Origin of the sequence: Methylobacillus glycogenes JCM 2850 (assembly GCF_000617925.1) — a bacterium.
In the GTDB taxonomy this organism is placed as follows: Bacteria; Pseudomonadota; Gammaproteobacteria; order Burkholderiales; family Methylophilaceae; genus Methylobacillus; species Methylobacillus glycogenes.
Genome location: NZ_BAMT01000010.1, coordinates 98,533 through 105,434 on the forward strand (window position 1 = coordinate 98,533; position 6,902 = coordinate 105,434).

Below are 6,902 nucleotides of genomic sequence, written 5' to 3' on the forward strand. Positions count from 1 at the left end.
TGTTGGTGTAATTTTCAATATTTATTGATTAGCAGGCACATCATAATTTATTGCAAGCTTTTACTATAATGATAGTGATGAACTGTCGAAGTGTTTTGGATTATGTTCACACTATGTCTCCAGGGATTATATGTCTAAATTCTATAAATTTCAGGTGTTAGAATCACTAAGAGGTTATATGGCATGGTGGGTTGTTTTAGGTCATGCTATCCAACTTTCTGGTTTTTGGCACAAGCAAGAAGTAGATGAGTTTTTTACAGGAGGGGGCATAATTAATGCCACTTTTTCAAAAATACTCAGTTTAATCATCAATCCAGAACTTGCAGTCAACATTTTTATTATTTTAAGTGGTTTTGTGATTACTCATTTATTGCTTACTAAAAATGAGCCATATTCACATTTCATAACTAGACGATTTTTCCGCTTGGCGCCCGCATTTTACGTTTCGTTAGTTATCGCGATTTTGGTAGTTAATTTTTACAAGGTTGCATATACCGGTCTGAGTTTTTCTGGTGATACCTCGATGCGACTCGCCAGGCTTGTTGAGCAAGATAGTAATTTTTTATTGCATTTATTCAATCATTTACTCCTCATTCATAGCGTTTTCCCGCAAGAGCTGATTCAATTTTCACCTACCACGTTTCTTGCTCCGGCATGGAGCATCAGTCTTGAGTGGCAGTTCTATCTAATTGCACCAGTCTTAATTCCATTTTTGGTGAAGTCTGAGAAGTCTTTGATTGTTTGGGTTGTGTTGTTGCTACTGCTGCGATATTTTACCAACCATGTTTTAGACTTTAATTGGCAACATAGCTCCTTCTTCTTTAAAGCTGTCGATTATTTCTTGGTCGGCATCTTAAGCAGATTAATTATCGAGCGACTGCAGCATGGCAAGTTTATTTATGATGTTGCCGTGTTGCTAGGTGGAATATTGCTTTTCCAGGATAGATATTGCGCTGTTATCTGGCTGTTTGTTTTGGCTGTCATATTTTATGAAATGGGTTATTGGAGTGTTAAATCTCCCCTATGGAAAAAAATCCTGACATTATTTTTCTACAATAAAGTCATCACGAATATTGGTAAGTGGTCTTATTCTACTTACCTAATCCATATTCCTATTTTCTCAATTTTCTTAGGTGGTTATGCAACTCTGACTGACCCTGGCACTGTAACCCAGCAAATTTCTTTGATTATCCTATTTGTCAGTTTTCCAGTGGTTTTGCTGATTTCAAATATTATGTATCACAACATAGAGCTGCCATCGATGAATTATATTTCCGCAAAACTAAAAGAAAAACGTATCACTGAATCTGCAGAGTGATGGTTAATTCTCTTATTGCATGCTGGAATAATTATTCTTTCAATGTGAGTGCCATATTTTTTTAATGTTATTAATTTATCGTTTTAGAGATTTTAATTATATTTTCTATTTGATTTTTTAATGCAAGATTTTTATCTATTAAACAATTAATTATTGATTGGAATGAAAAATGAAAATTGTTCCTGTATTACTCTCCGGTGGTTCTGGTACACGGTTATGGCCACTTTCTCGAGCGGTATTACCTAAGCAACTGTTGCCCTTGATCACTAATAAAACCATGCTGCAGGAGACCCTTCTCAGAATTTCAAGATGGGCGACTGTAACAAATCCAGTTGTTGTTTGCGGTAACGATCATCGATTCTTAGTGGCTGAACAGTTGCGCGAAATCGCTTTGAGTCCTAACTCTATTATTCTAGAGCCTGCCCCCAAGAATACTGCACCAGCTATTGCCGCTGCAGCATTGCAGCTACAAGGTCAGGATGTTTATATGCTGGTCTTGCCTGCTGATCATGTCATCAGGGATCTGCAAAGTTTTGAACATGCTGTGCAAACCGCATTGACTGCCGCTGATCAAGGTAACTTAGTCACCTTCGGTATCAAACCTGCTCATCCTGAAACCGGTTATGGCTACATCAAATTAGGCGTTGAGAGCGCACCAGGATCTTATAAGGTCAATCGTTTTGTTGAGAAGCCAGATCTTGCCACAGCAACTGAATATGTGGCGTCAGGTGAGTTTTTCTGGAACAGTGGCATGTTTTTATTCAAGCCAGAAACTTTCCTCAAGCAACTGGAAATCCATGCCCCCGAAATTACTGCTGCAGTAAGCAAGGCCGTCAATAACAGTTATAAGGATCTGGATTTCGTCAGATTAGAAGAATCGAGTTTTGCTGAGTCTCCGTCCTTATCCATCGATTATGCGGTAATGGAAAAAACCGATCATGCTGTTGTAGTGCCTGCTGATATTGGTTGGAGTGACGTTGGCTCATGGACGTCTCTACAAGAGGTGCAAGAGCAGGATGCCAATGGCAATGTAGCTCGTGGCGATGTTTACCTCAAGAATGTCGAGAACAGTCTGGTGCGGAGTGAGGATAGGTTTGTTGCCGCGATTGGTGTCCGTGATCTGATCGTGGTGGAGACCAGTGATGCCGTTCTGGTAGCTAGCAAGGATGCTGCACAAGATGTCAAGGAGGTAGTGGAATACCTCAAGTTAAATCAACGCTCTGAGCACAAGATACATCCACGGGCCTACAGGCCTTGGGGTTGGTATGAAAGTATTGATCTGGGCGAGCGCCACCAGGTGAAACGTATCATGGTGAAGCCGGGCGAAAAGCTGTCCCTGCAAATGCACCACCATCGTGCCGAGCATTGGGTTGTAGTCAGTGGTTCAGCCATGATTACGGTGGATGGGAATACCAAGCTATTCAGTGAAAATCAGTCAACGTACATTCCAATTGGCTCCACCCATAGATTGGAGAATCCGGGCAAGTTGCCGCTGCACTTGATCGAGGTTCAGTCCGGAAGTTATCTGGGCGAAGATGACATTGTGCGTTACGAGGATACCTACGGCCGGTCCTGATAAGAAAAGCGTCGTCCTCAGGCTAGTGTCATGCTGCAATTGCAGCCATGACTTGCCTGAGGTCCTCTTGCCAATGGGGTAGTTCGAGCTTGAAGCTTGTACGTAGTTTTTCGGTATTGAGACTGGATTGTGCCGGGCGTTGAGCAGGGGTAGGGTAATCTGCGGTCGGTATTCCTAACACCCGGTTTGCTGATGTTGCCAGTGCTGGCAGGTTTTTTTTGAGAGCCAAGTGTTCGTATTGTTGGATAATTTCTTGTGCAAATCCATGCCAGCTGGTTTCTCCCTGATCCACCAGATGATAGGTGCCCGTATGGCCTGGCTCCCAGGCACTGAGTGCTGGGATGGTGGCATTGACGATGGTATTGGTAGAGGTTGGATTGCCAAACTGGTCGTTGATAATGCGTAACTCTGAACGGGTTTGAGCGAGTTCCAGGATCTTTAGCATGAAGTTTTTGCCGTATGCACTATAAACCCAATTTGTACGCAGTATCAAATGCGAGGCCTCGCTTTCGCGTATCGCTTCTTCTCCAGCCAGCTTGCTCGAGCCATAGGCATTGATGGGCGCTGCTACATCATCTTCACTGTATGCGTGTGTTTTCTTTCCATCAAAGACAAAACCCGTAGAGTAATGCACCAATAGCGCATTAATACTAGCTGCTTCTTCTGCAAAAATTCCCGGCGCAATGCCATTGATCGCATGCGCAATTTCTGACTCGGACTCTGCCAGATCTACTGCGGTGTAGGCCGCTGGGTTGATGATTAGATCAGGTTTTATTAATCTGACGGCTGCTCTAATGCTGTCGGGCTGGCTTAGATCCAATTTTTCCCGATCCAAGGCGATCACCGTACCCAATTTCTCCAAGGCAGGTTTCAGCGCGTGGCCCAACTGGCCGTGTATGCCTGTCAGCAAGATTTTATTGTAGTGGCGCATTACTCAAATAACTCTGTGCGGGCCAAACTTTGCCCTTGCTGATCCTTATTCGAAAGCTGTATCTCTACATGACATACAGGCCATGCTATACCTACTTCAGGGTCGTTCCAGGCGAGACATCGCTCATGCTCAGGGGCATAAAAATCCGTGGTCTTATATAAGAACTCAGCTTGGGGCGACATGACGAGGAAGCCATGGGCAAAACCCGGTGGAATCCACATTTGTTTTTTATTTTCGGCCGAGAGATACTCGCCCACCCACTGACCAAATGTGGGGGAGGAGCGGCGCAGATCAACCGCAATATCAAACACTGCTCCTGATACCACACGCACTAGCTTGCCTTGAGCTTGTCTGACCTGGTAGTGCAAACCCCTGAGTACGCCTTGCGCGGACATGGAGTGGTTATCTTGCACAAACTGTAGATTCACTCCGGTGGCTGCCGCAAACGTCTGCTGGTTAAAGCTTTCAAAAAAGAAACCCCGTTCATCGCCAAAGATTTTGGGCTCTATGACGAGTACATCGGGAATTAAAGTGGGCGTGACGTTCAAAATACTTTTTCCGTAAGCATGCGTACCAGATACTGGCCATAGCCATTTTTGAGATAAGGCTGGGCAATCTTTAATACCTGTTCTGCAGAAATGTAGCCTTTGCGATAAGCAATTTCTTCGGGGCAGGCAATTTTCAGTCCCTGTCTTTTTTCTATGGTTTCAATAAAGAGGGATGCTTCGAGTAGTGACTCATGCGTGCCGGTATCCAGCCAGGCATGGCCACGACCCATGAGCTCGACATTCAATGCGCCCTGAGCCAGGTAGGCGGAGTTGATATCGGTGATTTCCAGCTCTCCACGCGGAGATGGCTTCAGGCTGGCAGCGATATCAGTTACTTGATTGTCATAGAAATACAAACCAGTGACGGCATAGCGGGATTTTGGCTTGAGAGGTTTTTCTTCCAGGCTGATGGCCTGTCCTGCATCATTAAATTCAACCACGCCGTAACGTTCAGGGTCGTGTACCGGGTAGGCAAATACCGTGGCGCCTTGAGGGCGCTGGTCTGCCTGGATCAAGTCATGTGCGAGGTCATGACCGTAAAAAATGTTATCCCCCAGTATCAATGTGTGGAGTCTGTACCTATAAATTCTTTGCCTATAATAAATGCCTGCGCCAGGCCATCTGGAGATGGTTGTACGGCATAACTCAAGTTGAGTCCCCATTGACTGCCGTCTCCAAGCAGCTGCTGAAAGCGGGGTGTGTCTTGCGGCGTGGAAATTAGCAGGATGTCACGTATCCCTGCCAGCATCAGTGTAGACAAAGGGTAATAAATCATGGGTTTGTCATACACTGGCAGCAACTGCTTGGACACAGCCTGGGTCACAGGATAGAGACGAGTGCCGGAACCTCCGGCCAGAATGATGCCTTTTCTCATTGAGTGTCTCCGTCATAATGTTTGGCCACCCAATGACGGTAGTCGCCATTAAGTATGTTTTGCACCCAGTCTTGGTGCTGAAGATACCACTGCACAGTTTTACGGATACCCGTCTCAAAGGTTTCGCTTGGTTTCCAGCCCAACTCGCGCTCAATCTTGCTAGCGTCTATGGCATAACGCCTGTCATGGCCAGGCCTATCCTGGACATAGGTAATTTGGGATTCATACGCCAGACCATCTGCTCTGGGCTGCAACTCATTGAGTATCTGACACAATAAGCTGACTACCTCAAGATTGGTCTTTTCATTCCACCCTCCAACATTGTAGGTCTCGCCAAGCTTTCCAGCTTCCAATACTCGACGAATGGCGCTGCAATGATCCTTGACATAAAGCCAGTCGCGAATCTGCTTGCCATCACCATAAATCGGCAAAGGCTTACCTGCTAGTGCATTAAGCAAGCAAAGCGGTATCAGCTTTTCAGGGAAGTGATAAGGCCCGTAGTTGTTAGAGCAATTCGTGGTCAGCACAGGCAGGCCATATGTATGGTGATACGCCCTTACCAGATGATCTGAAGCGGCTTTTGACGCAGAGTAGGGGCTGTTGGGGGCATACGGAGTGGTTTCTGTGAACGCAGGGTCGTCCGTTGCTAAGGTGCCATAAACCTCATCGGTAGAAACGTGCAGAAAGCGGAAGCTGTTCCCTGAAGGATCTTCCAGGTTTTTACAGGCATTCCAGTAAGCCCTGGCTTCTTCAAGTAAGTGGAAAGTACCCACGACATTGGTTTGAATAAAATCTTCCGGGCCATGAATAGAACGGTCTACATGGCTCTCGGCAGCGAAATTGAGGATAGCCCGAGGTTTATACTCAGATAGAAGCTTGGTGACCAAGGCGCGGTCTGCAATGTCACCATGAACGAACTTGTGATGCGGGTTGTCAATCACTGTAGCAAGATTATCCAGATTTCCGGCATAGGTAAGCTTGTCCATAGAAACTACCTTGCCAAGTCCAGCATTAATCCAGTCAAGAACAAAGTTACTACCGATGAAACCAGCGCCACCAGTGACGAGAATTGTATTTTCAAGCATGCTTTGTAATAAATATTGAGGGGTTTGAATGTAAATTGTTTTTCAGGCGAGTAACTTAAAAATAATTTAAGCTACTATATGTCTTTATTTGATAGCCAAATGTACGGGAACTTGATGCCATGAAAAAAAATCTTTGTTTGCTTTTGGGCTCATACATTTTAGCGATTTCTCCGGTTTATGGTGAGGTATACAAAACCGTTCAACCTGACGGCACTATTACCTATTCAGACCGACCACAATCCGGCTCACAAAATCTTAAGGTTTATCCGGGCAAAGGTTCTGCTAGTTCACCTGTTTCCAAGGGACAGTCGTCTGGGGGGGCTACGGATGATAATGCGCAAGTGAGCCAGCAACCTACGCCGAATGTTAACACAACCACAGATGTTCAAAGAGTTACCCCTCGGGCGAAAGCGACTGCAGGCGCTCCGACTGCAAGTGGCGGAGGGGGGGGCTCCTCTGGTGGTGCCGCAGGAGGTAGCGGAAGTTCTACTGGTGGTGCAAAAACAGGCAACACCACGACAGGCAACACCACGACAGGCAACACCACGACAGGCAACACCACGACAGGCA

At 45.7% G+C, this 6,902-nt stretch carries 6 protein-coding genes and 1 pseudogene; 3 read left to right on the forward strand and 4 right to left on the reverse strand.

The annotated features are described in order from the left end of the window. Positions 1-130 precede the first annotated feature (130 nt). Both JCM2850_RS12820 and JCM2850_RS12825 read left to right on the forward strand, forming a co-directional pair. Complete coding sequence (locus JCM2850_RS12820) at positions 131-1,318, forward strand: acyltransferase family protein (RefSeq protein ID WP_025872326.1); 1,188 nt, start codon at positions 131-133, stop codon at positions 1,316-1,318. A gap of 169 nt (positions 1,319-1,487) precedes the next feature. Continuing rightward, on the forward strand, positions 1,488-2,894 hold the full coding sequence (locus JCM2850_RS12825) for a mannose-1-phosphate guanylyltransferase/mannose-6-phosphate isomerase (protein ID WP_025872328.1): 1,407 nt from the start codon (positions 1,488-1,490) through the stop codon (positions 2,892-2,894). A gap of 28 nt (positions 2,895-2,922) precedes the next feature. Here JCM2850_RS12825 and rfbD read toward each other — a convergent pair whose 3' ends face one another. From rfbD to rfbB, 4 genes and pseudogenes are all read right to left on the reverse strand, one after another. Continuing rightward, the gene (gene rfbD / locus JCM2850_RS12830; protein WP_025872330.1) at positions 2,923-3,825 is read right to left on the reverse strand and encodes a dTDP-4-dehydrorhamnose reductase; all 903 of its coding nucleotides are present in this window, start codon (positions 3,823-3,825) and stop codon (positions 2,923-2,925) included. Next, positions 3,825-4,373, reverse strand: coding sequence for a dTDP-4-dehydrorhamnose 3,5-epimerase (gene rfbC / locus JCM2850_RS12835; RefSeq protein ID WP_025872332.1), 549 nt, complete (start codon positions 4,371-4,373; stop codon positions 3,825-3,827). Before rfbC ends, rfbD begins: the two co-directional genes overlap by 1 nt. Next, positions 4,370-5,247 (reverse strand): annotated as a pseudogene (gene rfbA, locus JCM2850_RS19230) (glucose-1-phosphate thymidylyltransferase RfbA). Before rfbA ends, rfbC begins: the two are co-directional and overlap by 4 nt. After that, on the reverse strand, positions 5,244-6,332 hold the full coding sequence (gene rfbB, locus JCM2850_RS12845) for a dTDP-glucose 4,6-dehydratase (RefSeq protein WP_025872334.1): 1,089 nt from the start codon (positions 6,330-6,332) through the stop codon (positions 5,244-5,246). Before rfbB ends, rfbA begins: the two are co-directional and overlap by 4 nt. 119 nt (positions 6,333-6,451) lie before the next feature. On the opposite strand from rfbB, the gene JCM2850_RS22955 reads away from it, so the two are divergent. Further along, the coding region (locus JCM2850_RS22955; RefSeq protein ID WP_234406258.1) for a DUF4124 domain-containing protein at positions 6,452-6,902 on the forward strand (451 nt) is incomplete at its 3' end.